Genomic DNA, 25,994 nt, shown 5'->3' on the forward strand with positions numbered 1-25,994 from the left:
CAATTTTTTGGGTTAATAAATGGGTGTCTGAACAGACTTGAATTACTCCTTAAAAGATACCACTTTTAGGAGCGAAGCAAAAGTGATGAAAGCTTCATGCATAAAACTATACTAATGTCTATCTTAAGGCTATTCTCGCAAGACCTGAGAAGCATCATTTTTTTGGAACCCAAATACAAGATCTATGACCGATCCCCGATTTCCCGTACTTACCCTGAGCCAAATCAATATTTTAAAAGACTATGGTCAAACAGAAACCTTTGAGGAAGAGACCCGGGTTTTTGCGGTGGGGGACGACGACTACGATTTTTTTGTAATCCTTAGTGGGGAGATTTGTGTCAAGGACGAGGCCGCTGGAGAAAAGATCATCGTTACACATGGAGTACACGAATTTTCGGGAGACAACAGCATGCTTTCTACCCGCAGAGCCCAGTTTAATGGCTATGCCTCAAAGGGAACTACCCTGTTGCGCATTCGTCCGGAAAAGCTTCGGGAATTAATCGCGGTGCACAGCGACCTCAGCGATATCTTGCTCGGGGCCTTCCTGCAGCGGCAAGAGACCATGTTGCAGGAATTTACCGGGGGGATAAAACTCATCGGTTCCGATTCCTCAAAGGCAACCTATGAGCTTCGGGATTTCATGGAGAAGAACCATATCTGGCACACCTTTCTGGATATTGACCGTTCCGAGGAGGCGCAACACCTGCTGGATAGTTTTGGGGTTGCCATGGACGAATTACCGATTCTGCTCAATCCAGCCGGAGAGATTTGCCGTCAACCCAGTGTGCCGGAATTGGCCAGACAGGCAGGTGTACTTATGGATTTCGAAGATTCCTATTATGACGTTCTGGTAATCGGAGCAGGGCCGGCCGGTCTGGCGGCAAGCGTCTATGCTGCTTCAGAGGGATTATCAGTGGTCACCATCGATGGGAATGCCCCGGGAGGGCAGGCTGGCAAGAGTTCTAAAATTGAGAATTACCTGGGCTTTCCAACCGGAATCTCCGGCAATGACCTGGCGAATAAAGCCTACATCCAGGCACAAAAATTTGGCTGTCACATTTCCATACCGCACCGGGCCAAGTATATCGAATACGATGGGGACGTTTTTACCCTTTGCGCCACCAACGAAAAACAAATCAAAGCCCGTGTTGTAATTGCGGCAACAGGTGCGAATTACCGGCAGCTTCCAATTGATAATATTGAAGCTTTCGAAGGCAGTGGGGTGTACTACTCGGCAACGGGTATGAATGCAGCTTCTTGCAAAAACGAGCTTGTGGGCGTGGTAGGCGGCGGGAATTCCGCAGGGCAGGCAGCCCTTTTTCTAGCCAATCATGCCAAAGAAGTCCACATCATTATCCGCGGCGACGACCTCGGAGCTAAAATGAGTGAATATTTGGTGAAGCGCATTCTGGCTAGTCCCAATATTACTCTCCACAAGGAAACCCATGTGGTTGGCCTAAAAGGAAGCCACCACCTGGAATCCGTTGTATTGGACCACAACGGGGAAGAACAGGAAATTGGAATTTCGAACTTGTTTACCTTCATCGGGGCCCAGCCTTGTACGGATTGGCTCAACGGGGTAGTTGCCACCGACGAAAAGGGTTTCATTTTCACCGGGGCCGATGTACTGGAGCAATCCCTCACCCAATGCAGTATTTACAACATGCGGAAACCACAATCCCTGGAGACCTCAGTCCCTGGTTTCTTTGCTGTGGGAGATGTGCGTAAGGGTTCCGTAAAACGGGTTGCCTCAGCGGTTGGAGAAGGATCAATGGCCATAAGCCAGGTGCACCAGTATTTGGCAGAAAAACGGATGGAGGCAGTCGCGCCCGAACAATAGACCAGCTTTCTGGGCCACACTTTCAATTCCCCTTATTAAAGTGTATTTTGTAAAAAAAATGCTATGAAATCACGGATTCTTTCCCTTGCCCTGCTATGTCTTTTCCTGATCGTATCGTGTTCTGAGGATGATTCGCCCCCACCTCCAGGACCTGAAATCGATTCGGATCTGATCGAATCTGTGGAGGTAAACCTCAACCCATCCGGCTATGCGCCCCTCTCAGCAATCCTTAACCTGGAAACCACAAGTGCAGTTTCGGTGCAGGTCACCGTTCAGGGACGGCGGGGTAGCGCCTCAAACGTGGTCTTCAATTCCTCCGGAGCGGCAACGGATATTAGCATGGACATTTTTGGACTCTACGCGAATTACGAAAATCAATTGGAAGTAGCATTACTGGATAATTCGGGAAATACCCTGGAGTCACAGATCATTGCGGTGCAAACGGCACCCCTGATTGGCGATATGCCGGATATTGATATCGACACGCCTTCCAGCGCGAACGAGCTGGAGCTAAACCTGGTTAATTACTTCGGTTTTGCTACCGAATTTCGACCCCAACGACCCTTTATTTTTGATCAGTTTGGAGATATTCGCTGGTACCTGGATTTTTCCAGCCACCCCAGCATTAGCCAGTTGTTTTATGACAATGGCATGACCGTACTGCAAAACGGCAATTTGCTTTTTGGTGATGGGACCTCTGGTCGCATCTTTGAATCGGACCTCTTTGGAAGAATTGTGGATTCATGGGGATTACAAGGCAATGGTTTCCACCACCATGTAATCGAAAAACCCGACGGAAACCTGCTGGTTACCATTAACGATGCGGCCAAAACCACCGTCGAGGACGTTATCGTGGAGATCGATCGCAATTCGGGATCGTTCCTGAATCGCTGGGATTTGAATAATTCGCTCGATAATACGCGAAGGGCATGGCCAACGGATCTGGCCGACCTTGACTTTGACTGGTTCCATGCAAATTCGGTCGAGTACAGCAGCACAGATAACGAAATCATCGTATCCGGGCGTACGCAGGGAATCGTAAAACTCAACCAGAATAATGAAGTAAGTTATATTTTGGCGCCGCACCGGGAATGGAATACCAGTGGAGACGGAACTCCCTTGGCGCAATTCCTCCTGACTCCCCTGGATGCAGACGACAATCCCATCACGGACCCCGATGTACTGGATGGCACCACAAACCATCCCGATTTTGAATGGTCCTGGTACCAGCACTCCCCTATCCTGCTGCCCAATGGCAACCTAATGGTATTCGACAATGGGGACAATCGGAATTACGTAGATGCCGGGCCCTATTCCCGTGCCGTGGAATATGAAATTGATGAGGTGAATAAAACCATTAAGCAAGTCTGGAGCTACGGCAAGGAGCGCGGTGCCGAAACCTATGCGCGTATCGTCTCCAAAGTGAGTTTTCTGGAAGATAAGAATTCCGTACTCTTTACTCCAGGCTCAGCCGTTCAGGGCGGTACTCCAGGAGGAAAGGTCATAGAGGTCGACTACGATAGCCGTAATGTGATTTTTGAAGCAACAATCACTCCGCCCAATTCCATCTTTAATATCAGTTTCCACAACGTGCTTCGGGTGGATGTGTTCTAAAACTGGGTCTGAAATCCAATTCTGGAAGTGCTATGGGCTTACCCAGCGCAAACCAATCTGCGCAAAAAACGCGCTGCTCATGTCGTTTTCGAACAAGTATGGATCGTCATTGAAAATGCTTCGATAGAAATCCCCGTTGTCGACATTGAAGTCCCAGGCATAGCGCATTCCAGCCTGGGCCGAAAGCCAGATAGTATTAGTAATAGCCTGATCAAAAATTGCCCGGAAACGCAATTCGGACCGGCGTAATTCAGGCTCCCGATTTTCAGCCTCATTGACCAGGGCATTGAGTCGGTAGCTGTTCCCCTGCAGATTCCAGCCCAGGGATAAAATGCTCTTTCGGCTAAAGTTGCGCTTGTAATTAAAGCGGGAAGGCAATAGTACGTCCAGGCCCCACCGTCCATTCTCAGAGCTGTACTGGTAATAGATTACGGGAAAATAATTCAGGGGACCCCCGATGTAGGAACGCGTTATTCCCAATCCCCACATTTTACGATCATTGGGCTTCCACCCATAAATTACGGCCGCAAAGAACCGGGTATGCGACAAGGACTGCATATCGCCCAGGGTGTAATCCCCATTGAGGGAAGCCCCAGCCTGGAAAATCATGAAATTATCAATATCCAAAGGCTTAAATACCACAGCGGCCAGCGAGGTGCTGGTCAGGCCATTCTCGTCTAAAGTCTGTAATAACGGGTTTGTCAGCAGTACGTCTTCCCCATATCCAAATCGGGTGCGCAGGTAATTGAATTGCAGATTTACCGTAATGCTGTTTTTCGATAATACCGGATACTGGGCATCGATCCGAAATTCTTGAATGGCGCTGACCTCGATATCCTGGGCAGGTGTACCTGGAAATCCCGGTATTCCTCCCGCCTGCAAATCGTGAGCCCCTTGAAAATCATAAGCTATGGAAAACAGGTTTTGCGGACCGCCGTTTATAATGCGGGGAGAAGCGAATGCCTTAACCTCTTCGGCGGGTACCAGGTTGTCAAAATCAATGATTTCCTCTTCCGAATCTTCCTCCTGTGCCTTAAGCGTAAAGCCACAGGCCCATAAGAACAAGGAGCATAAAAGCAATTTCCTGAGCATGGCCTTACTTGGTTTTCATACGTACCCAAACATCGGTTCGGCCCACCAAACCAAAGGGATCAATGGAGCCGCGTACTTCGAGTTTGTCCTTTTTCACCATCTCGATGGTACAGTAGTATAAATTTCCGGATTTCGGATCGTAAATCGTGCCGTCCGTCCATTCGTCTTCCTCGAAAACAAAGTCCTTTAGATTGACCATTCTAAGGATTTCATCCCCGTTGGGATCCGTTTTAGGATTGCCACTTTCGTCGTTGGGTTCTTTAAGCCAAACAATCCGGCCATTGTACTTGCCGGAATCCTTAGCCTTGAAAATTTGGATATAGGATGTGCCCTCGCTAGGCATCCAGATACCCAGAATATCGTCGGCCTTCTGGGAAAAAGCCGGAGAGGATAACAATGCAAAGGCGAGCAACAGGAATAACTTCTTGTAACTTTTCATAGCTTATTTCTTTTTTGATTCGGGCTGCCCCTAAATTACGGAATATTGCCAAAGGTTTGGAGTTCGGGTAATTACCCCTACCTTCGCGCCTTTTTAATTGCAGCCGTTGAAGCAGTATCTACGTTTATTCGACTTTTCACAAACCGTACACTATCGTACGGAAATCCTCTCCGGACTTACCGTTGCCATTGCCTTGGTACCTGAGGCGGTAGCCTTTGCCCTTATTGCTGGCCTCTCGCCCTTAACAGGCCTTTATGCCGCATTTATGATGGGGTTGGTGACTTCGATCCTTGGGGGAAGACCGGGAATGATCTCCGGAGCAACCGGTGCGGTAGCCGTAGTCCTGGTATCCCTTGCCGCAAGCCATGGGGTGGAATATATTTTTGCTACCGTAATCCTGGCGGGGCTCATCCAAATCCTGGCTGGTGTACTTCGACTGGGAAAACTGATGCGATTAGTACCCCTGCCCGTAGTCTATGGTTTTGTAAATGGACTGGCAATTATCATCTTCCTTTCCCAACTCGACTACTTTAAGGACGACGCAGGAAGCTGGCTTACCGGACAATCCCTCTATATTTTCGGCGGGCTTACCCTGCTGACCATGTTCATCATCTGGGGACTGCCCCGGCTAACCAAAGCATTTCCCGCTTCCCTTGCGGCAATCCTGACGATTTTCGGAATCGTGGTGGCCTTTGGGATTGATACCAAAACCGTTGGCGACCTGGCCTCAATACAGGGTGGATTTCCTCCTTTCCACCTGCCAGAGATTCCCTGGACATTGGAAACCCTGCAACTCATTGCCCCTTATGCGGCAATCATTGCTGCGGTGGGTTTAATTGAAAGTTTGCTTACCCTGGAACTGATCGATGAGATTACCGAGACCCGGGGACGCACCAACAAGGAGGCTACGGCACAGGGTATTGCGAACCTGCTGTCGGGATTATTCTCCGGCATGGGAGGATGTGCCATGATCGGACAAAGCTTGATTAATATTTCCAACGGGGCCCGGGCGCGCCTCTCGGGAATTGTTGCCTCCGTGGCACTGCTGATGTTTATTATGTTCGGGGCTTCCCTGATTGAACGGCTTCCCATGGCGGCCCTGACCGGGCTTATGATTATGGTAGCTATCGGGACCTTTGAATGGGTGAGTGTTCGTATTCTGAATAAATACCCCATTTCGGATATCATCGTTATGGTCGTGGTTATGCTGGTAACTATCTTTCTCCACAACCTGGCCCTGGCCGTACTCATCGGGGTAATCGTAGCCGCACTGGTATTTGCCTGGGACAATGCCAAGCGCATCCGTGCCCGCAAACGCATAGACGAAAAAGGGATTAAACACTACGAGATATACGGACCGCTCTTCTTTGGATCCATAAAAATGTTCAATGAGAAGTTCGACATCCAGGGCGATCCCGAGGAGGTTATCATCGATTTTCGGGAAAGCCGGATCGTAGACATGTCTGCCATTGAAGCGGTAAATAAACTTACCGAACGCTATCAGAATGCCGGCAAGAAAGTCTATATCACCAATCTCTCCAGCGGCAGTCACAAGCGACTCCTTAAAGCCGACAAAATGATCAACGTAAACGTGATAGCGGCATCGGAATAAGCCAAAATCCCGGCCACAGAAGCAGCCGGGAGTAGTTAGAAATCCTTCAAGGGTAACAGGGAATATCCGGAGTTTTCCTGTACTTGCCGAAGCCTGAAATCAGTCTTAAGTCATTCCCTGACGATTCGAGAATCATATTACCAAATTACCCAGGTATTTTCGAGCTCTATAACCTAAACTAAGGCCTTTATCGATTCATTTAGACTCGCTTGGGTACGGCAATGGCGCTGCAAATTTTTTAGTATTTTCGGATACAAATAGTAGTGCTATGATTTTAGGTGTATCGGAATGGCTAAGCCAGAAACTCGGTTGGAATGTAACTGGGATACGTATAGCCTTTGTGGTCGGGGTTCTTGTTTTTGGCGTCGGTCTCGGGCTTTATCTGATCCTTTGGTTGGTAAAAATGTTCTCCAACTAGTTCGGGAAATTCTGCCCTTTTTCGGAACTATAGGTACTGACACGGTGCCGAAACCCTTATTCCTCTGAAAAGGACCTGCGATATACGAAAAACCGCTACATTTAGTAGTTGATATTCATTTTACTCATATCCATGACATCTAAACGAATCCGAAAGTTGGGCCTTTTGATGGCCTGCTTCACCCTCCCTTTGCTTTCGCTGGCTCAAGAGGAACTTCCCCTTACCGATATGACCGGTTTCGCCGAGCAGGCAGGAAACTGGAAGATCGTTGGAGAAGTGCTTGTAGACCGCAATCTCGACATCCATCAGGAGCAAGCCTCAGCAGAAAGCAGCAAGAAAAAGCGGCGACGCCGAAATAAAGACCAGACTCCCACACCCAAGGCAGTAAGCTATGAAGCGGGAACCGGCATCTTGTTAAACGATCCCAACGACAGTCAGAAAGACAATCTGCTCACTACCTGGGAGCATGGAGACGTCCGGCTTATCCTCCAGGTTATGATGCCTAAAGGATCGAACTCCGGCATATACCTACAGGGACGATACGAATTACAGCTCCTGGATAGCTGGGGCGTGGAGACCCCTAAATTCGGCGATATCGGGGGGATCTATCGCAACTGGGAAACCGAACCTTCTAAAGCCTTTGCGGGAATTGCCCCGATATCCAATCCGGCAAAAGCGCCCGGACTGTGGCAGGATCTCTATATTGATTTCGAAGCGCCCAAATTCGACGAGGCCGGCAACAAAATTTCCAATGCCAAATTTGCCACGGTAGCCTTGAACGGGGTCCTGATCCACCAGAATGTAGAAGTTCCGCTGCCTACCGGCGGAGCAATCTCGAACGAAGAGGCTGCGCTGGGACCGCTGATGATCCAGGGGGATCATGGGCCGGTAGCCTTCCGGAACCTGCGCATCCAGCGCCTAAAACCCTCTGAGGTAACGCTTACCAATCTCAAACGCCAGACCTACCTGGGTCCTCTGGATTTGGCTGCAGGATTGCCGGAAAATGAGCTTTCGGACCCTGTCAGCGTCAGTGAGATTGATATCACGACCGTGGGAGCCGATAATGATTATTGGGCAGTTTATACCGGGACGCTGGAAATCCCTGAGGAAGACAATTATATGCTTATGGTGCCTTATACCGGTGGGGCACGCCTGGAAATAGACGGAGAAGTTGTGGAACAGGCCTATGCAACAGATCGCAGGGGCTGGATGAACGCCCGAAAGGAACTTACTGCCGGTCCTCACCAGATTCGAATAGATAACATGAAAGGTGCTCCCTGGCATCGGGCAATCCTGGGCTTCCAGGTAGGAACTGCTTCGACCAGAGCCGCTATCTTCAACACCTTTGATTCCAATCCAACCGTTGGGAATCTGGTTTCTCCTATACATGTGAATGTCGAAAACGAGCCCAGATTGCTTCGCGGATTTGTTTTCTTCAACAATAGCCGGGAAAAACTTTCCCATACCATTGGGGTTGGTACCCCACAAGGAGTGCACTATGTCTACGATCTGGAATCGGGAAACCTGGTTGGTATGTGGCGAGGTGAATTCCTGGATGCTACGCCAATGTGGCACAGCCGTGGTAACGGTTCTTTCCGGCCCAATGGCGCCACAGTGTGGACATTCCTGAACCAGCCACTGGCTGAGCTCTCGGATATGGCTACTGCCTTCCCCGGGCATACCCTGCCCGAAGGATTCAAATCAAAGGGGTACCGCATTGATCCCGAAACCAAATTACCCGTGTTCCTGAGTACTTACGGCAGTGTGGGTATGGAGCGTAGCATAGTGCCAGCCGATCAGGGTAAAAGTTTGCTGAGCACCATTGAATTTTCTGAAAATGGCCTCAGTGGGTATTACTATAAGTTGGCTGAGGGAAGTATTGAAGAGTTGCCGGATGGCAGCTTTAAAGTGAATGACGACTTTTATCTGGAAATGCATTCCAACCAACAACCGACCATCCGCGAAATCGATGGTAAACAAGAACTAATGGTAGCCGTAACCGGTGAAACCCTGAAATTCAAAACGATATGGTAAGCAGAAGAAACAATCCAAACATGGGAAATTTTCAGGGATTTCTTTGGGCTTTACTGCTTGGAATTTGCAGTCTAAACGCTCAGCAAAGCGCTCCCGAGTCGCTGACGAAGCCAGCCCCGGTGGAAGATGAGTACTATCGCATTACTACGGTGCCTATCCCAGAGGGTATTCAGCTTGAAGGTGGAGGTGTCCTGGCCTTACCTACGGGAAAGCTGATGGTATGTACCCGACGGGGTGATGTCTGGTTGATTGAAAACCCGACCATGGCCGGTAACCGCAATCCGAATTTCAAGAAGTTCGCCTCCGGGTTGCATGAGCCTTTGGGAATAGCCAGAAAAAATAACGACATCTATGTGGTACAGCGCGGGGAACTAACCAAATTGCAGGATACGGATGGAGACGAAATTGCCGACGTATACCAGACCATTTGTGACTGGCCCCTTACCAGCCATTATCACGAATATTCGTACGGGCCGGTAATCGATGAAAATGGAGACTTCTTTGTTACTACCAATGTAAGCTTTACGGATGCCGAATGGTGGCGCGGGGTAAGCGAAGTGCCCTGGCGCGGGTGGACCCTAAAGATCTCTGAAGATGGCTCCATGGAACCCTGGGCAACGGGGATGCGATCTCCGGCCGGATATGGAATGTACGACGGAGAATTCTTCTACACTGATAACCAGGGCGACTGGAAGGGTTCCGGCGGGCTATGGCACGTCCCTAAGGGTGCTTTCACGGGCCATCCGGCAGGATTGGCCTGGACCGATCTCCCGGAATCTCCTGTGAAATTGAGCGAGGAGGAATTCTATGCCCGGATCGACAAGCGACAAGAACAGATCAATGGCAGCTACATTAAACCGGAGAATATTGAGAATGAGGAAGATCCAGATTTTGAATACGAGGTGCAGGAGGATTTTACCGAACTACAGATTCCGGCGGTGGTTTTACCACACGGGCTTATGGGAATCTCAAACTCCGAGATTAAGGAGGATAAGACCGGCGGAAAATTCGGGCCCTTCACCGGCCAGCTCCTAATTGGGGACCAGGGACAGAGCAAAATTATGCGGGTTATCCTGGAAAAGGTAAAAGGGGAATATCAGGGCGCTGCCATAGACTTCCGCAGCGGCTTTCAATCCGGGGTCATGCGAATGGATTTCGATGCAGCCGGAAACCTTTTTGTCGGGGAAACGAATCGCGGATGGGGTTCAGCAGGAACCACCAATGATGGTTTGGAATATGTAACCTGGACCGGCAAGTTGCCATTTGAAATCAAGACGGTAAGTGCACGACCCGATGGTTTTGAATTGGAGTTTACAAAACCCATAGCCGTAGATCCGGCCGAATATCTGGATTCCTACAGCGGAAAGAGTTATGTGTACAAATACCATCCCGTTTACGGAAGCCCGCAGACTAATGTGGAACAACTAACTCCCAAAGGAATTCAGCTGAGTGCAGACGGATTAAAGCTGCGCCTGGTTTACGATGGCCTGCGCCCTTATTATGTACATGAGATCACCTTAAATGGTATTCGGGATGCCGAGGAAGGTCACCCCCTCCTCCACCCGACTTTTTATTACACCCTGAATCAGATTCCTGAGGGGGAAAAGCTTCCTTCCAGTGCGCTTACCGCCAAGAAGCGACGAAAAGTCGCAACTGTTCGGAAGCGCTCCTCCGGATCCGGAAGCAGTTCAGCGACCTCCAGCGCAAAAAGTAGTTCGGGAACGGCGGGTAAGGTGACTTTTGCGGAGGTAGAACCCCTACTGCAAAAGAACACCTGTATTGCGTGCCATACCACAGAAAAGAAGCTGGTAGGTCCCTCGTACAAAGACATTGCCAAACGGCGCTATACCGATGAAAAGATTGTGGAACTCATCTACAATCCGCAGCCCAAGAACTGGCCGGAATACGCTACACCTATGGCGCCTATGCCCAACGTCCCCAGGGACGAAGCTCTTAAGATCGCAGCTTGGATCAATACCTTACGGGACTATTAGATTTAGATTAAACAAGTACCTCTGAAGTTTCGAACTCAAAACAAATGTTTTGTAGGTTCATAAACTTTTCAGAGGTACTTGTCTAAAAAAATATCTCAATATCCCTTTTTGATATGCAAAGGTCAGCTAGACTATCTAAGAGCCCCATACGCTATTAGGAAGGATAAAGAAAAACCATGAACCCTGAAGTTTAAAAGCCTACTAACCGAAAGGTTTGAGCTTAAGAAATTCAGGGTTCATGGGTTTAGAATTATCCTACTATCTCCGGTCTGTCGGTAATAAACGGCTGATGATAGCGTCTGCGCCCAGTAGCTTTGTAAATGGCATTAGCCAAAGCTCCCATAACAGGCGGAAACGGAGGTTCCCCCATTCCGGTAGGATCGATTTCGTTCTCCACAAAGTGGACATCTATTTTCTTAGGAGCCTCACTGTGTCGGATTAAGCGATAACGATCAAAGTTGGTCTGCTCCGGTGCCCCGTCCTTGAAGGTGAGCTGGCTGTACATCGCGTGGCCAATTCCATCTACTGCCCCACCCTGTGCCAGGTTGGTAGCTGCATCCGGGTTAATCACGATACCACAATCAATGGCGGTACATACGCGATCCACAACAGGTTTATCCCCATCCATAGTGAGGTCCAGGACCTGGGCCACATAACTCTGGTGGCAGAAATAGGCACTTACGCCGCGATGCTTGCCTTCGTGTTCGGCGCCATTCCATCCGGACTTCTCTCGGACCAATTCCAATACCCCGGCATAGCGAAGCGCTTCGTAGTCGTTGTTCTCCCCAACCGGATTCTCCTGGGCTCGTTTGAGTAATTCCAGGCGGAATTCAATCGGATCCTTTCCTGCGGCCTCAGCAATTTCATCGAGGAAGGCCTGCTCGGCGCCCGCGATAAAATTGGAGCGCGGGGCGCGGAAAGCTCCGGTGGTAATATTCGTTTCCACCGTCCAGTCTTCGGCCAGGTAATTGTCGATGGCTCCCGCGGGGAAGCGATTGGCAAATAGTGGACTTTCCGGTATTCCCCCTGCCCGAATGTGGAAAGCCGTAAGGTTTCCTTCTTCGTCCAGAGCAGCGCGATAGGTAGCGAGATACGCCGGCCGGTAGGTACCCTGGGACATGTCGTCCTCCCGGGTGTAGACCAATTTAACCGGTGCGCCTACTTTCTGGGAAATGGCTGCTGCTTCCACCATAAAGTGACCATAGAGTCGACGGCCAAAACCACCTCCCATTCGGGTCATCATGATATCCACATTTTCTTTGTCCAGCCCAAGGCGCGCAGCCACTGCAGTTTCCATCCATTCCGGAGTCTGAGTCGGTCCGAGAAGCTCCGCATGATTCTCCGTAACATTAGCGAAGAAATTCATGGGTTCCATGGTGTTGTGCGCCAGGAACGGACAACTATAGGTGCTTTCAATAACCTTGGCTGCCTTGGCGAAGGCCGCTTCCGGATTTCCATCCCGTCGAACGACATTGCCCTTTTTAGCATTCAGGGCTTCCATCTCTTCCCAATGGGTTTCGGAGTTCTCCGATCCTGCCGGATGGTTAATGGTCATGGGATTTCCAAAGAGGCTCATAGAATAACTTTGGTCCGCTGTTGGCTCCCATTCTACCTTAAGGGCCTTTTTGGCCTGGAAAACCTGCCAGGTACTTTCCCCCAGCACAATAACCAGTTCGTTAAAAGCCGTGTGGTCAAAAGGACCACGGGCATAATCCTCATCGTAAAGCTTTATGGAAAACACATCCCGGATACCCGGCATGGCCTTAACTTCTTCGGCATCGAAGGATTTGAGCTTCATGCCAAATGCTGGCGGGTGTACAGGAGTTGCAATCAGCATTCCTTCGCGTTGTACGTCAATGCCAAAGAGCGGCTTACCCGTTACGATATTCTTACCGTCTACATTTTTACGAGACGTTCCGATGATTTTGAACTGCGAAGGCTCTTTCAGGGCCACCTCTTCCGGGACCTCCATCTTTGCGGCGGCGGCGGCCATTTCGCCATAACCAGCGGAATTACCAGAAGCCTCATGGCTGATTACCCCTTCAGAGGTTGTGATTTCTAAAGCGGGTACCTGCCAGGCCTCAGCGGCAGCTCCTACCAACATGGCACGGGCTGTGGCGCCTGCCATGCGCAGTGCAGGCCATCCGTTGGCGATAGATCGGCTTCCCCCGGCAACCTGCCAGCTAAAGTTTTCGGTATTCAGGGCTGCCTGCTCTACAATCACGTCGTTCCAGTCTACATCGAGTTCTTCGGCCACGATCATAGGCATGGAAGTCTTCACATTTTGTCCAATTTCAGGGTTCGGCGACATGATGGTTACCACCCCATTATCACCAATTTTCAGGAATGCGTTCATCTCGAACCATTCCTTGGGCATTTCCATTACGGCAATGGTCTTGGCCTGCTCCGGCTTACAGGAGTTCAGCCAACTGAAGCCAAGTACAAGCCCTCCCCCCGCTAAACTGGTATTGCGGATAAAGGCGCGCCGGCCAATTTGAGTTTTTACTAGTGTCATGGTGGTGGTTTTATGCGTTTTGAGCTGTCTCGGCAGCAGTCTTTATTGCTTGCTTAATACGAACATAAGTTCCGCAGCGGCAAATATTGCCATTCATCGCCTGGTCGATATCCGCATCCGTGGGATTCGGATTTTTCTTCAATAAGGCGGAAGCGCTCATGATTTGCCCCGCCTGGCAATAGCCGCATTGGGGAACATCTACTTCCAACCAGGCTTGTTGTACCGGATGGTCGCCGTGCTCGGAAAGCCCTTCGATTGTAGTGATTTCCTGGTCGCCTACTGCTGATACAGGAAGTTGGCAGGACCTTGTGGCATTTTCGCCCAGGTGAATGGTACAGGCGCCGCATTGGGCGATCCCGCAACCGAATTTTGTTCCTACCATGTTCAGGGAGTCCCGCAGGACCCAGAGCATCGGAGTAGCCGGATCTACATCTACCTCATGCTTTTCTCCGTTGATTCGTAAAGTGTAATTGGCCATAATGAAAAGATTCTTTCCAAGTTACGAAATAACGGAACCGTCATTGCGGTCCGAACTAATTTGGAATCGATCTAAAGACGCTTCGGGGCGCCTGAAAATTCCACCTGCGGAAACCCCTTTGAATTTGGCAATCAAACAATACTACCGAACATCAATTCGTTACTCATTAATACGGGATTTCCCAATTCATAAGCACTCGCCTTGAGAATACAAAAACGTTGGAAACGATTCATAGGGATACTCATTGCCCTTCCCCTGGTTCTGCTGGGTGGTGCTTTGCTTTATATACAGGGGAATCAAGCAGAAATTATTCAAGCAGAGGTTGCGAAACTCAATGAGACATATCAGGGGCGCATCGCCGTAGGGAATAGCGATTTATCCCTCTTCGGGAACTTCCCGGATCTCTCTATTAAGATTTACGACGTGCAGGTCTTTGAAACCAAGGCCAGGGATGCAGCGATTCTGATGGATGTTAAAGACATCTATGTGGGTTTCAACCTCTGGGATGTCCTTGGGGGAACCATGGATATTCGCTCGCTTTTGGTGGAGGATGGGGTGCTCAATATCGTTATCCATGAAAACAACACCACCAATATTCAGAACGCCCTGAGCAGCGGCGCTTCAACCGATTCTTCCACAACGAATATCCATTTGAAAAAGATTGTATTGCGGAATCTGGATATCCATACCCTGGATGAAGCCTCGGGAACCGATGTGGAAAAATTCATCTACGCAGCCAAAGGCGGTTTTCGCCAAACCGACAGTATTATCTCTGGGCATATCGATACCGAACTGGAATTGAACGTTATCAAAGCGGGAGATACTACTTTCTTTCGCAAGAAGCACTTTGAGATTCACACCGATCTGGTTTTCAATGAAGCATCGGGGGTTTTAAGCATTGAACCCTCGGGAATTGTACTGGAAAACGGGGATTTTGAATTAGAAGGCTTTCTGGACACCCAACGAGACATGTATCTGGACCTGGCCATAAAAGGTACCAAGCCCAATTTTGATATGCTGGTGGCCTTTGCACCTGCCGATGTAATTCCCTTCCTGGAGAAATACCGTAATGCAGGAGAAATCTATTTCAACGCCCAAATTGTAGGCTCCTCGAATAAGGGAAACAGCCCGGCCATCAATGCTGAATTTGGAGCTTCCGAAGCCTTCCTGGAAAATACGGCACGCGCCAAGAGAATTGATGAAATGGGCTTTAAGGGCCATTTCAGCAATGGCGAAAACCGGGATATGAGCACCATGGAATTCTCGCTCACCGACATGACCGCATCTCTGGAAAATGGGGAATTCACAGGCTCCCTGTTTGTCAAGAATTTTGAATCCCCTGAGGTAGACATGAAAGTCAACGCCAACTTTAACCTGGATTTTATCGCGGAGTTTTTTGAGGTAGAGCAGGTTGAAGATGTTACGGGCCAAATAACCCTGAAGATGAATTTTCACGATATCGTCGATATCGATCATCCTGAAAAAGCCTTGCAGCAATTAAACCAGGCCTACTTCGCGGAATTAAAGGTGGAAGAACTCAGCCTGAAATCCGATCGGCTTCCGGCTCCCCTGGATAAATTGAACATTAATCTGGTGATGGACGGCAAGGAAGCCTCACTTGAGCAATTCAATATGATCATGGGGGAGTCCGATGTAAATATAAGCGGATATCTGTCGGACTTACCCGCCATCGTCCACCATACCGATATCCCGGTAGTGGCCCACTTAGATATTGCTTCGAAGTCTCTCGATATAGCCCAATTAACAGGTTTTAAAAGCCAGGATGCCGCGCAAAGCGCGCAGGATTCCACCCGATCGGGTATTGACGAACAAATTGAGAACCTCAGTCTGGGGCTATCCTTCAACGCCTCCGCCCGGGACATAACGGAATCTGAATACTTGCCTCAGGGCCATTTCTATATCGATAGCCTCTTTGCCGAACTGCAACATTACCCGCATACCTTGCATGATTTTCACGCGGACGTCTTAATCGATTCCACCGACCTGGTCCTGGTCGATTTCAGGGGATTTATAGACGATAGCGATATTACCCTGGACGCCGTAATACACGACTATGCCTTTTGGTTCCAACCGGAGCTTGAAGGGGATGTTAAGCTGGATATTGGCCTTACTTCTGAAAGGTTACGCCTTGAAGATGTCTTTTCGTATAAGGGTGAAAACTATGTCCCGGAAGAATATCGCCATGAAATATTTGACGATTTGGGATTGCACTTTACCTCGCGCATGCATTATAAAGATTCCAATCTTCGGTCGGTTGATCTCGCCCTGGACAAGCTGGACACCAAAATGGAATTACACCCGGAGCGCTTTCACGACTTTAATGGAAACATCCACTATGAGGATCAGCAGCTCGTAATCAAAGACTTTCATGGAGAAATTGGCGCCACCACCTTTACCATTGACCTGGCCTATTTCCTGGGCGATAACGAAAATCAGCAGCAACAGGATAATTACCTGGAGGTAAGCGCAGACTATATCGATTACGATGCATTGTTCCGATTTGATCCAAATCCTCCTGCAGCGACCCAAGCCACCTTTACCACCGAAGATGTAGCCGAACATGCCACGGCTTTTAATATCTACGAATTGCCCTTTCCCAATATGCGCTACAAAGCGAATATCGGGCGGTTCAGATACCATCGGATAGACCTTCAGAATATTGAGGCGGCATTGCGAACCACGCCCAATCACTACCTCTATGTAGATACATTGAACATGGATGCGGCAGGGGGAAACATCCGGTTAAGCGGCTACTTTAACGGCAGCGATCCGGATCATATTTACATGCAACCGAACCTGGAAGTTAGCAATGTGGATCTTGAAAAATTACTCTTCAAATTTGAAAATTTCGGGCAGGACCATCTCGTATCAGAGAATCTTCAGGGCGCGGTAACGGCAAGTATTTCCGGCAAAATCCGAGTTTATCCGGATCTGGTGCCGGATCTGGACCAATCCAACCTGGAAATGGACGTAAAGGTTTATAGCGGAACACTAAAGAACTATGATCCGATGTTGGCGCTCTCCGATTATATGGGCGACAAGAACCTGAAAAGCATTCGGTTCGACACCTTGCAAAACAACCTGGCAATAGACAAAGGGAAGATCAGTATTCCGGCCATGACCATTGAGTCGTCCATTGGCCACATGGAACTTTCCGGAACACACGATAGTGATCAAAACATTGACTATTACTTACGGATACCCTGGAAAACCGTGCGCAAGGCAACCTGGCAAAAGTTATTCGGAGGTAACAAAGACTCGATTGTGGATCCCGAACAGGTCGATGATATCGTTAAGGTAGATCCTGAACGGAATACGAAGTTTCTGAATCTCAAGATTCAGGGAACCGTGGACGACTATAAGGTCTCATTGGGTAAGCAACGAAAGTGACTCGCGTAGCTTAAACCACCTGGAATCCATAGGCGTACGGATCGTCTTCAGGATCGATAGTAATAGTATTTTCCCCGTAGATCTTAGCCCACCCACGGATTTTAGGAATGATTGCAGCCTGGGGTCCGATCTCAGCCGTATCGGCTACAATCCCAGTGAAGGTAGAACCGATATAGCTTTCGTGGATAAAGGACTCTCCAAGGCTTAACTTTCCTTTAGCGTGCAATTGCGCCATGCGAGCAGAAGTTCCAGTACCGCAGGGGCTACGATCGATAGCTTTATCCCCGTAGAAGACGGCGTTTCGGCCCGAAGAGCCGGGATCTAATGGCTTCCCTGTCCAGAGGATATGACTCACATCCCGTATCGTGGAATTAAGCGGGTGGATAAAACGGTTAGGATATCGCGCATTGATGCGTTTTCGCAATTCGGGAGACCACTGCAGGATTTGTGCAGCCGAAATATGTTCCAATCCCGCATAATTGGCTTGCGGATCGATTATGGCATAATAATTCCCCCCGTAACCAACATCAAAACGCAAGGGCCCGAGATCCGGACATTCGATCTCCAGGTCTTGCGCCGCGAGATAGCTTGGAACGTTGGTCAGTTCTACCCATTCCACTTTGCCTTTTTCATTCTGATGGTAGGCGATTTCGACCAGACCCGCGGGTGCCTCCATACGAAGCTTTCCCGGGACTTTTGGAATCACCAGCCCTCGCTCAATAGCAATAGTAACCGTTCCTATGGTCCCGTGTCCGCACATGGGCAAACAACCGGAAGTTTCAATGAAGAGGATAGCAAAATCATTTGCAGGATCATGCGGGGGGAAAAGCAAACTTCCACTCATCATGTCATGACCGCGGGGTTCGAACATAAGCCCCTTGCGAATCCAGTCGAAATCGCGCAGGAAGTGCTGCCGCTTTTCGCTCATGTCCTTCCCATGGAGATCAGGCCCACCGCTTTTGACAACGCGAACCGGATTCCCGCACGTATGGGCATCGATACATTGAAACGTTCCTCCTTTGATCATATGTGCGTTTCCTATATTAATGTTTCGCTACGCTAAATAGGTTCTCTGGTGGCTTCCCCATTTACCAAACGGAGTAATCCCATTGGATTCTTGTCCTGCAATTCAGGTGGAAGCTGATCCTGCGGCCAGTTCTGATAGGAAACCGGACGTACCCACCGGCGTATTGACAAGGTTCCCACTGCGGTAAACCGACTGTCTGTAGAAGCCGGGAAAGGGCCGCCATGTTGCATGGCCGGGCAAACTTCCACCCCCGTGGGCACCCCGTTAAAAATGAGTCTTCCTACTTTTTGCTGCAAGGCACTGACTACCTCCGGGTGCTGGTTAATTTCGGTTGCTGCAGCAAGCAGGGTACCTGTTAGCTGCCCGCCGAGGCTATTGATAACCGTGATGAGTTCTTTTTCGTCCTCGCAGGCCACCACCAGAGTAAAAGGGCCAAATACTTCGTGCTGCAAGGCGGGTTCTTCCAGAAATGTTGTCCCGTTTACGCGCATGACGCGAGCTGCCGGTGTATTCGGAGGAAGGCTGCCGTTGTATTCGGCAACGAGTTGCGTCCCCGACTTACCAGACATCTGAGCCGAACCTTCCTGATAATTCTCCAGGATTTTGGGATGTAGCATACAGGCAGGATCTTTGGCACATAGTTCCTTACCCAGGATTTGTGTAAATGCTTCCAATGCCTCGCTCTCCAGCCCGAGGATTAGTCCGGGATTCGTACAAAACTGCCCAACTCCCAAAGCAACTGAATTGGCGTACTGCTCAGCCCACCACTCCCCTTTTTCAGCGAGGGCTCCGGGTAAGGAAATCACGGGATTGATACTACCCATCTCGGCAAATACCGGGATAGGCTCTTCGCGTTGGGCCGCTAATCGATACAGGGCGGTTCCTGCCTTTATACTCCCGGTAAATCCAACCCCTTTGATTTCGGGATGTTTAACGAGTTGCTGCCCAACTTCAATGCCACTACTGTTCAGATTGGAGAAAACACCTTCTGGCATTTGGGTGCGTTGTGCAGCCTTTACAATCGCGCTTGCCACCAATTCTCCCGTTGCAGCATGCATGGGATGGCTCTTAACCACCACCGGGCATCCCGCTGCCAGAGCGCTGGCAGTGTCCCCACCAGCAGTAGAGTACGCCAGGGGAAAATTGCTCGATCCAAATACCGCAATCGGTCCAATAGGCACACTAATTTTGCGTAAGTCCGGTTTGGGAACAGGGGTGCGATCGGGCTGGGCCGTATCGATTACCGCTTCTACCCAGGAACCTTCTTCGATCAGGTCCGCAAAGGCACGCAATTGCCCCATAGTTCGTCCGCGTTCGCCCTTGGCACGACCTTCCGGAAGGCCGGATTCCAACATATAGGTTTGTATGAGCGCATCCCCCAGGGCTTCGATTTCATCGGAAATAGCTCTGAGGAATTCGGCCCTGCGCTTTCCGGGAAGGGTCTTAAACGATGGAAATGCCGCTGCAGCCATTCCAACCGCCTGGTCGATCTCTTTCTCGCTGGCCTCGACAAACTCCCAGGGATTCGCTGCGTTTTCCTGGGGGTTAAAGGTTTGAAAACGGTTATCCCCTGCAGCCGAAGGTTCAAACCCGATATAATTCTTTCCGGTGATCTCGCTCATGATTCTAAAATTTCGGCAGTTTCGGACGGTTTTGCATTCCTTTATCGATAACAGCCAGTACCCGCTCGCGCTCCTCACCCACTAAAGGCAAACGCGGCGGACGCACAGGTTCCGTCCCGATCCCTGTGGCCACCTCGGCCAGCTTAATGTTCTGTACCAATTGCGGGCTAATGTCTAACTCTAAAAGTGGGAGGAACCAACGGTAGATTTCTACCGCTTCTTCCACCCTTCCGGCCTTGGCCAATTTATAGATTGCGACGGTTTCCTCAGGGAAGGCGCATACCAGGCCAGCTACCCAACCGTCAGCTCCGAGCAGCAAACTCTCCAGGGCCAGGGGATCTACCCCGGTTAGGATATTCAGATCATTCCCAAAGGCATTCCTCAGGCGTCCGATATTCATAATATTCCGCGTAGACTCCTTAACCGCACCCACATTGTTGAGTTTGAGTAATTCCTCGAACATAGGAACAGTAACCTCGATCTTGTAATCGACCGGGTTGTTGTAGATCATCACTTGCAGATCGGTGGCCTTTGCAATTTCCTGCAGGTATACCAGCGTTTCCCGATCAGTGGATTTATAACGCATCGGGGGCAGCACCATAAGGCCATCTGCACCCCCTTCTTCGGCCATTTCTGCCATGCGAACTGCCTCCCTGGTAGCCTGTTCAGCAATGGTCATAACAATGGGGAAATCAGGGCCAACTACTTCACGTGTATCCTTGATCAGCTGTGCTTTCTCTTCCTCCCGCAACGTACTGGCTTCCCCCAGGGAACCCCCAAGGACAATGCCTTCCACCCCCGCGGCCACCTGGGCCCGGATATTGGTTTTGAACATTTGGTTATCCAGTGAATCGTCCGTTTTGAATTTGGTCGTAACTGCAGGCATTACGCCCTTCCACTCGAATTTTATCATTCCAGAAATTGATTGGATTTTGCGGTGTTGAAGCTACTTAATTATTCTGAGAACTCGCTACTGATTACAAGCGCGTCATGAACATGAATATCATTAACTTGGAAGGGTTTTAAGTAATTTGATGAACAATTAAGGAGATAAATTTTCCAACCTGGATAGTAGTTACCGCATGAATGTTCCTAATAACCCTCCAACAGCAAGCAGCAATAAGGAACGCTGTCTAGAGTACTTGAAGAAATATGCCGAGAAAGATCTGGGAAGCATTGAAAAGATGTTTGCCGATGGGATTGTGCTGCGCGACTGGAAGATTTACGTGGAAGGGAAGGAAAAAGCGGTGGACGAAACGCGGAAAAACTTTGCAAACGCTGAAACTATTGAAATTGAAGTACTCGCCACCTATGAAAATGAGAACACAGTTGCTGCAGAATTGAAAATAACCGTAGATTCAACGGAGGAGCTGTATGTTGTCGACGTCATCACTATTAATCCCGAAGGGAAAATAACCTCGATCCGGGCCTATTTGGGCAGGGGAGACGATTAGAAATATGTTCCAGTAAATTGCAATAATTGAAGATGTCCAAAAGAAGGCTTTCTATTTACTATCGGCTTTTCATAGTTGCAATCCTGGCTCTGATAGTTGCGTTTAGTTCCGATTTCAGCACAGCTACAACAGACAGCATGGATTGGGTTAGTTTTTCAATAATCCTTCCACTAGAGACCTGGATCTGCCTTATACTACTGATTATTAGTTATCCGGTGTATCGTTTTTGGAAAAAACGTTTGAGATAAATTAATACCTTCATAATTCTGCTTCACTAACTCCAACCAAACTAACTGTATGAAATCGCTAAAAAGAATAACCTGCCTGCTTATTTATTTAATAGGTATCCAGGCCGCTACTGCGCAAACCTACGCCAGGAATGGCATGGTGGTATCGGCAAGTGAAATCGCATCTGAAGTCGGCGTCGATATTCTGAAAAAAGGAGGAAATGCCATTGATGCTTCCGTGGCTACAGCCTTTGCATTGGCGGTCACCCATCCAACTGCCGGAAACATAGGAGGAGGAGGCTTCCTGGTATTTATGGATGCGTCAGGATCCGCAACTACCATAGATTTTCGCGAAAAGGCACCGATGAAGGCTACCGCCGATATGTTTCTGGATGAATCCGGAGAACTTGGTAAAAGTCTGAATCTGTACGGCAGGGAATCTACCAATAACCATATCGGTCTTAAATCCGTTGGTGTGCCCGGAACGGTAGCGGGACTATATCTCGCTCATCAAAAATACGGGAAGCTTCCCTGGGCCCAGTTGGTACAGCCAGCCGTGGACTTGGCCAACAACGGGTTTAAATTGACCTGGGGCCTCTCCCGCGCGGCAGTCTTTTTCAACGGGAACTCCCCTATCCCCTTTCTGCAGGATTATTTCAAAAACAAGGATGGGGAACTCACTTCCTTTGGGGAAGTTTGGAAACAGCCAGAACTCGCCAAAACCCTATCCATTATCCGCGATAAGGGTCACGATGGATTCTACAAAGGGGAAGTGGCGGATGAGATCGCACGCTATATGAAAGCAAATGGAGGAATCATCACCAAAAAAGACCTTCGCAATTATTCGGCTATAGAACGAACGCCGGTTAAGGGCACCTACAAGGGTTACGAAATTTACTCGATGCCCCCTCCGAGTTCTGGAGGAGTTGCCCTGATCGAAATGATGAACCTCATGGAACTCGCCGACCACAGTACCATCGAATTCAATAGTACCGAATATGTTCACCTGGTGGCGGAGGTAATGCGACGGGCTTTTGCAGACCGGGCGGAACATCTCGGGGATCCCGATTTTAATTTGGATACTCCGATAGCCAAACTTACGTCCAAGGAATTTGCCAAACAGCGTTTTGAAAACATTGATTTCTCAAGGGCATCACCAAGCGATACAACGAGATTCGGGCAACTCTACGATGGTACCAGCACCACCCATTTTTCTGTTGTCGATAAAGCCGGTAACGCGGTTTCACTAACCTACACCCTGGAGCACGGTTATGGCTCGGGAATGGGATCTCCCAAGCTGGGCTTTATTTTCAATAATGAAATGGGGGATTTCAATCCTATACCCGGTATTACCACGAGTACAGGTTTGATCGGCACCAATCCCAACCTCATTGAACCCGAAAAAAGAATGCTATCCAGCATGACGCCTACAATAGTAGCAAAAGATGGTAAACCTTATCTCGTTATTGGAAGCCCAGGGGGCAGAACCATCATCAACACGGTTTTTCAGACGGTATTTAATGTGCTGGAGTATAATATGCCCATAGACATGGCAATTGAGGCCATGAAAATCCATCACCAATGGTTTCCCGATGAGATTCGATACGAAAGGCCCTTGTTATCGCCGGACACGAGAAAGAATCTTGAAAAAATGGGCCATAAACTCGCACCCAGAGCTTCTTTAGGTGCATTGATGGGGATTGTCATTGATGCAGAGAACGGGGTTCTTATAGGCGCCCCTGATTCCTCAAGGCCGGATGGTGCTGCTATTGGTTATTAATCACCAAACCTCAACTGATGATTAAATTCTTTCGACGTATCCGCCAAAGCCTGCTCTCCGAAAATAAGCTAAGCAAGTATCTCCTTTATGCTGTCGGTGAAATTATTCTTGTAGTAATCGGAATACTTATAGCACTTCAAATCAATAATTGGAATGAGGACCGGAAAGAAGAGAAAGCAATTGAGAAAGTGCTGAATGAGATCAAAGACGACTTGTTGGAAGACAAAAAAGAGTTGGAGATAATTCTTGCTATGCGAAATGAAGATGCGAGTGCACAAAAACGCATCATCCAGGCGGTACAACAGCACGTGATTTTCAACGATTCCCTTTTTAACGATTTGGGACGTGTTGGTTTGTTCAGACCCTATTTTTCCTCTTCAAAGGGATATGAGCTGCTCAAAGAATTAAATCTCGGGAACCTGGAAGATCGGGAGCTTCGTAATTTGATTTCCAGATACTACGAAAGAGCGATTCCGTCGGTTCAGCAAGAGACGAGCGACGACAAACTTGAATTCGAAAGTTTTTGGTTGCCTTATACCCGTAGGAATTTGAGCGAATGGAAATTTGGGGAATATGCTGTTCCAAGGGACAACAACCAAATCCTGGAAGATGAGGTTTTGCTGGCGTTTTTAAAGACCAACCTGGGAAATTTAAACAACACGACCGAGGCCTATGAAGAGGCCTTGGAAACTTCCAATATTTTGATCCAGATGATTGAATCAAAATACAGTGAGTAAAATTCTTGCTGAATCATTGATAGCGGCGATAAAAGGAGTACATGGAACAGATCCGACAAATCTTTGAGGCTGCAATCGAAAAGAAGATTCGCGATGAGGAATGGGCGATTTTCAGTTCCTAGCTAAGCCCGGAGGAATTTCATGGAATAACTCAATAATTAATATATGAATCTTAAACATTCTACCATACTAACAATCCTTTGCCTGGGAATACAAAATTTCCTGATAGCGCAGGAAAACATAGCGACCAAACTGGGCTATTCCCCGGATGCGAAGCTACTGATTATCCATGCCGACGATTTAGGGGTTTCCCATTCAGAGAATATGGCTTCCCTGAGGGCTATAGCAGAGGGATCCGTAAATTCTGCAAGTGTCATGATGCCTACCCCTTGGGTTACGGAAGTGACCGAATATGCCAAAGCAAATCCAGACACCCATGATTTTGGATTGCACCTTACGCTCTCGTCTGAGTTGAAAAACTATAAATGGGGTCCTGTTGCCTCTGCAAATGAGGTTCCAAGCCTGCTAAATGAATACGGCTTTTTCCATGAAGCCTGCCGTACCGATTTAAATCTTGAAGAAGTTGAAAAAGAGATGAAGGCCCAGATAGAACAAGCATATTCCATGGGCCTTAGCCCCACCCACTTTGATACCCATATGGGATGCCTGGTTCAAACGGAGGAATTACGAGAGGTTTATTTAAAAATGGGGCAGCAATACCAGATCCCTGTTTTTGTCCTTAATCAATTTATAAGTCAGGAACAAAAAGACCAGTACGATGTAAGGGTAGTAGTCGATGAGATGTACACCATGCAACCGGATGACTTTAATTCAGGGGTTGCAGATTATTATACCAAAGTCTTGCAAGGCCTAAAACCAGGGTTATCGCTCATATTGATCCATACTGCCTATGACAATGAAGAAATGAAGGGAATGACTGTTGACCATCCTTTATGGGGAAATGTTTGGAGACAAAAAGACTATGACTTCTTTACGAGCGAGGCCTGTAAAACCTTGCTCGAAGAATCGGACATTAAGCTAGTTACCTGGAGGCAGTTGAAAGAGGCGTATTACGACTAATGGGCACATCCCAAGATGCAAGTGATCCGAAAAGTTTTCGAGGAAGCTATTAAGCAAAAGATTCGCGATGAGGAATGGGCGATTTTCAGTTCTAAGTTAATTCGGGAGGAATTTCGTAAAAAACATACGCTCCTTAGCGTTGGGAAGATTGAACAGTACTTGTCGTTCGTGGAAACGGGTATCATTCGTTATTTCATTCCTAAAATTGAAAACGACCTCACCTTTAATTTTGTCTTTGAAAATAACTTCACGAGCGGTTATGATTCTTTCATAACCCGGAATCCTTCCACCTACCAAATTGAAACACTTACCCCAACGGTATTGTGGCGAATAAGCTTTACAGACCTGCAAACAATCTATGCAGATACCGAAGTTGGAAATGCCATTGGGCGTAAAGCAAGCGAAGAACTTTATCTGAAAAAAGTACGCCGGGAACTTTCATTTATGAATGAGCGTGCCGAAGAGCGCTATCTGAATTTATTCACTGAACAACCGCATCTTCTTAGGCATATTCCGTTAAAATATATTGCTTCTTATATCGGCGTTACCCCACAAGCCTTAAGCCGAATCAGAAAACGAATTACTTAACCCAGGTTCATTGTTTAAAGCGCTGGTCTGAA

19 protein-coding genes are annotated in these 25,994 nt (G+C 48.6%); 12 read left to right on the forward strand and 7 right to left on the reverse strand.

Annotation, left to right across the window (positions count from 1 at the left end):
• The first annotated feature begins 184 nt into the window (after window positions 1-184).
• Window positions 185-1,840 carry a cyclic nucleotide-binding domain-containing thioredoxin-disulfide reductase gene (locus BM318_RS12320; RefSeq protein ID WP_092982888.1) on the forward strand — a complete coding sequence of 552 codons (1,656 nt, stop codon included), beginning with the start codon at window positions 185-187 and terminating at the stop codon, window positions 1,838-1,840.
• A 63-nt stretch (window positions 1,841-1,903) separates the two neighbouring features.
• Entirely contained in the window at window positions 1,904-3,454 is a 1,551-nt protein-coding gene (locus tag BM318_RS12325) for an aryl-sulfate sulfotransferase (protein ID WP_092982889.1), read from the forward strand.
• A gap of 30 nt (window positions 3,455-3,484) precedes the next feature.
• Here BM318_RS12325 and BM318_RS12330 read toward each other — a convergent pair whose 3' ends face one another.
• A complete protein-coding gene (locus tag BM318_RS12330; protein ID WP_143099975.1) occupies window positions 3,485-4,546 on the reverse strand; it encodes a DUF6268 family outer membrane beta-barrel protein in 1,062 nt (353 codons plus the stop codon).
• A gap of 4 nt (window positions 4,547-4,550) precedes the next feature.
• Window positions 4,551-4,985 carry a DUF2147 domain-containing protein gene (locus BM318_RS12335; RefSeq protein WP_092982891.1) on the reverse strand — a complete coding sequence of 145 codons (435 nt, stop codon included), beginning with the start codon at window positions 4,983-4,985 and terminating at the stop codon, window positions 4,551-4,553.
• A 106-nt stretch (window positions 4,986-5,091) separates the two neighbouring features.
• Between BM318_RS12335 and BM318_RS12340 the strand changes: the two genes are divergently transcribed.
• The 4 genes from BM318_RS12340 to BM318_RS12355 all read left to right on the forward strand — a co-directional run bounded on the left by BM318_RS12340 (window position 5,092) and on the right by BM318_RS12355 (window position 11,043).
• Window positions 5,092-6,597: a SulP family inorganic anion transporter gene (locus tag BM318_RS12340; RefSeq protein WP_092982892.1), complete on the forward strand. Its 1,506-nt coding sequence runs from the start codon at window positions 5,092-5,094 to the stop codon at window positions 6,595-6,597.
• A 268-nt stretch (window positions 6,598-6,865) separates the two neighbouring features.
• Entirely contained in the window at window positions 6,866-7,015 is a 150-nt protein-coding gene (locus BM318_RS12345) for a PspC domain-containing protein (protein ID WP_092982893.1), read from the forward strand.
• A gap of 132 nt (window positions 7,016-7,147) precedes the next feature.
• Window positions 7,148-9,049: a 3-keto-alpha-glucoside-1,2-lyase-like domain-containing protein gene (locus BM318_RS12350; protein WP_092982894.1), complete on the forward strand. Its 1,902-nt coding sequence runs from the start codon at window positions 7,148-7,150 to the stop codon at window positions 9,047-9,049.
• Between the two features lie 20 nt (window positions 9,050-9,069).
• Entirely contained in the window at window positions 9,070-11,043 is a 1,974-nt protein-coding gene (locus BM318_RS12355; protein WP_092982895.1) for a c-type cytochrome, read from the forward strand.
• A gap of 250 nt (window positions 11,044-11,293) precedes the next feature.
• Here BM318_RS12355 and BM318_RS12360 read toward each other — a convergent pair whose 3' ends face one another.
• Together BM318_RS12360 and BM318_RS12365 are read right to left on the reverse strand one after the other, a co-directional pair.
• Complete coding sequence (locus tag BM318_RS12360) at window positions 11,294-13,558, reverse strand: xanthine dehydrogenase family protein molybdopterin-binding subunit (protein WP_092982896.1); 2,265 nt, start codon at window positions 13,556-13,558, stop codon at window positions 11,294-11,296.
• 10 nt (window positions 13,559-13,568) lie between these two features.
• On the reverse strand, window positions 13,569-14,036 hold the full coding sequence (locus BM318_RS12365; protein ID WP_092982897.1) for a (2Fe-2S)-binding protein: 468 nt from the start codon (window positions 14,034-14,036) through the stop codon (window positions 13,569-13,571).
• 201 nt (window positions 14,037-14,237) lie between these two features.
• Between BM318_RS12365 and BM318_RS12370 the strand changes: the two genes are divergently transcribed.
• The gene (locus BM318_RS12370) at window positions 14,238-17,447 is read left to right on the forward strand and encodes an AsmA-like C-terminal region-containing protein (RefSeq protein WP_092982898.1); all 3,210 of its coding nucleotides are present in this window, start codon (window positions 14,238-14,240) and stop codon (window positions 17,445-17,447) included.
• A 10-nt stretch (window positions 17,448-17,457) separates the two neighbouring features.
• On the opposite strand, the gene BM318_RS12375 is transcribed toward BM318_RS12370, so the two are convergent.
• From BM318_RS12375 to BM318_RS12385, 3 genes are read right to left on the reverse strand one after another with little or no spacing between them, the layout of a single operon-like run.
• Window positions 17,458-18,474, reverse strand: a complete 1,017-nt coding sequence (locus BM318_RS12375) for a 4-hydroxyproline epimerase (protein ID WP_394333341.1) — start codon at window positions 18,472-18,474, stop codon at window positions 17,458-17,460.
• A 32-nt stretch (window positions 18,475-18,506) separates the two neighbouring features.
• Complete coding sequence (locus tag BM318_RS12380; RefSeq protein WP_092982899.1) at window positions 18,507-20,096, reverse strand: aldehyde dehydrogenase (NADP(+)); 1,590 nt, start codon at window positions 20,094-20,096, stop codon at window positions 18,507-18,509.
• A 4-nt stretch (window positions 20,097-20,100) separates the two neighbouring features.
• On the reverse strand, window positions 20,101-21,006 hold the full coding sequence (locus BM318_RS12385) for a dihydrodipicolinate synthase family protein (RefSeq protein WP_092983529.1): 906 nt from the start codon (window positions 21,004-21,006) through the stop codon (window positions 20,101-20,103).
• A 172-nt stretch (window positions 21,007-21,178) separates the two neighbouring features.
• Here BM318_RS12385 and BM318_RS12390 point away from each other — a divergent pair, with 172 nt between their 5' ends.
• From BM318_RS12390 to BM318_RS12410, 5 genes are all read left to right on the forward strand, one after another.
• The gene (locus tag BM318_RS12390) at window positions 21,179-21,550 is read left to right on the forward strand and encodes a nuclear transport factor 2 family protein (protein WP_092982900.1); all 372 of its coding nucleotides are present in this window, start codon (window positions 21,179-21,181) and stop codon (window positions 21,548-21,550) included.
• A 297-nt stretch (window positions 21,551-21,847) separates the two neighbouring features.
• Complete coding sequence (ggt, locus tag BM318_RS12395; protein WP_092982901.1) at window positions 21,848-23,557, forward strand: gamma-glutamyltransferase; 1,710 nt, start codon at window positions 21,848-21,850, stop codon at window positions 23,555-23,557.
• 17 nt (window positions 23,558-23,574) lie between these two features.
• Entirely contained in the window at window positions 23,575-24,294 is a 720-nt protein-coding gene (locus BM318_RS12400) for a DUF6090 family protein (RefSeq protein ID WP_092982902.1), read from the forward strand.
• Between the two features lie 165 nt (window positions 24,295-24,459).
• Window positions 24,460-25,374, forward strand: a complete 915-nt coding sequence (locus tag BM318_RS12405; RefSeq protein ID WP_092982903.1) for a polysaccharide deacetylase family protein — start codon at window positions 24,460-24,462, stop codon at window positions 25,372-25,374.
• A 15-nt stretch (window positions 25,375-25,389) separates the two neighbouring features.
• Window positions 25,390-25,962 carry a Crp/Fnr family transcriptional regulator gene (locus tag BM318_RS12410; RefSeq protein WP_092982904.1) on the forward strand — a complete coding sequence of 191 codons (573 nt, stop codon included), beginning with the start codon at window positions 25,390-25,392 and terminating at the stop codon, window positions 25,960-25,962.
• The last annotated feature ends 32 nt before the right edge of the window (window positions 25,963-25,994 follow it).

It is taken from the genome of Robiginitalea myxolifaciens, from assembly GCF_900115205.1.
GTDB lineage: Bacteria > Bacteroidota > Bacteroidia > Flavobacteriales > Flavobacteriaceae > Robiginitalea > Robiginitalea myxolifaciens.

Coding starts and splice junctions, on each gene's coding strand:
- BM318_RS12410 (WP_092982904.1), top strand. CDS start 25,390: ATGCAAGTGATCCGAAAAGTTTTCGAGGAAGCTATTAAGCAAAAGATT.
- BM318_RS12400 (WP_092982902.1), top strand. CDS start 23,575: ATGATTAAATTCTTTCGACGTATCCGCCAAAGCCTGCTCTCCGAAAAT.
- BM318_RS12350 (WP_092982894.1), top strand. CDS start 7,148: ATGACATCTAAACGAATCCGAAAGTTGGGCCTTTTGATGGCCTGCTTC.
- BM318_RS12325 (WP_092982889.1), top strand. CDS start 1,904: ATGAAATCACGGATTCTTTCCCTTGCCCTGCTATGTCTTTTCCTGATC.
- BM318_RS12365 (WP_092982897.1), bottom strand. CDS start 14,036: ATGGCCAATTACACTTTACGAATCAACGGAGAAAAGCATGAGGTAGAT.
- ggt (WP_092982901.1), top strand. CDS start 21,848: ATGAAATCGCTAAAAAGAATAACCTGCCTGCTTATTTATTTAATAGGT.
- BM318_RS12330 (WP_143099975.1), bottom strand. CDS start 4,546: ATGCTCAGGAAATTGCTTTTATGCTCCTTGTTCTTATGGGCCTGTGGC.
- BM318_RS12390 (WP_092982900.1), top strand. CDS start 21,179: ATGAATGTTCCTAATAACCCTCCAACAGCAAGCAGCAATAAGGAACGC.
- BM318_RS12375 (WP_394333341.1), bottom strand. CDS start 18,474: ATGATCAAAGGAGGAACGTTTCAATGTATCGATGCCCATACGTGCGGG.
- BM318_RS12405 (WP_092982903.1), top strand. CDS start 24,460: ATGAATCTTAAACATTCTACCATACTAACAATCCTTTGCCTGGGAATA.
- BM318_RS12345 (WP_092982893.1), top strand. CDS start 6,866: ATGATTTTAGGTGTATCGGAATGGCTAAGCCAGAAACTCGGTTGGAAT.
- BM318_RS12320 (WP_092982888.1), top strand. CDS start 185: ATGACCGATCCCCGATTTCCCGTACTTACCCTGAGCCAAATCAATATT.
- BM318_RS12335 (WP_092982891.1), bottom strand. CDS start 4,985: ATGAAAAGTTACAAGAAGTTATTCCTGTTGCTCGCCTTTGCATTGTTA.
- BM318_RS12360 (WP_092982896.1), bottom strand. CDS start 13,558: ATGACACTAGTAAAAACTCAAATTGGCCGGCGCGCCTTTATCCGCAAT.
- BM318_RS12380 (WP_092982899.1), bottom strand. CDS start 20,096: ATGAGCGAGATCACCGGAAAGAATTATATCGGGTTTGAACCTTCGGCT.
- BM318_RS12355 (WP_092982895.1), top strand. CDS start 9,070: ATGGGAAATTTTCAGGGATTTCTTTGGGCTTTACTGCTTGGAATTTGC.